We start from the raw sequence: 553 nt of genomic DNA on the forward strand, positions 1-553 counted from the left end.
TTCTACCTTTAATCTTGGCCAGTGCTCCGGCGTTTACGCCGGGGGTGAAGGCCATCTCAGAATTGCTCTGACCCGCGCATGAGCACGGGTCCGCAGTATTCAGCTCAGCCCACGGGGCGCTTCTGGTTCTCGATGTACTGCTTCACGACGGTCAGGGGCGCCCCGCCGCAGCTTCCGGCGAAGTAGGAGCCGGACCAGAAGTGTCCGCCCCACAGGTACCTGCGGACGTGCGCGTCGTACTCCTTGCGCAGCAGGCGGGCGGAGACTCCCTTGAGTGAGTTGACCAGCTTGGAGAGCTGGACCTTCGGCGGGTAGTGCACGAGCAGGTGTATGTGATCCTCTTCGCCGTTGAACTCTTTCAGATCGGCCTCGAAGTCCGCGCAGACCTCCCGCATGATCTCTTCGCAGCGCGTCATCATCTCGTTGGTGAATGCTTTGCGCCGGTACTTGGTGACAAATACCAAGTGGACGTGAAGGTTGTAGACGACGTGGCGACCGGTTCTGACATCAGGATTCGGATTCCAGCGAGGTGACATAAACCAAATGTAGTACT

The 553-nt window shown here is 59.0% G+C and carries 1 protein-coding gene; it reads right to left on the minus strand.

All coding sequences use genetic code 11. The features are described 5' to 3' along the window. Positions 1-104: 104 nt before the first annotated feature. Positions 105-536 carry an IS200/IS605 family transposase gene (gene tnpA / locus ASC60_RS00105; RefSeq protein WP_079038063.1) on the minus strand — a complete coding sequence of 144 codons (432 nt, stop codon included), beginning with the start codon at positions 534-536 and terminating at the stop codon, positions 105-107. Positions 537-553 lie beyond the last annotated feature (17 nt).

Source organism: Streptomyces sp. NBRC 110028 (assembly GCF_001417735.1).
Classification (GTDB): domain Bacteria; phylum Actinomycetota; class Actinomycetes; order Streptomycetales; family Streptomycetaceae; genus Streptomyces.

What these genes read in the sequence shown, in the direction of transcription:
- tnpA (WP_079038063.1), bottom strand. Translation starts at nt 536, where the DNA reads ATGTCACCTCGCTGGAATCCGAATCCTGATGTCAGAACCGGTCGCCAC.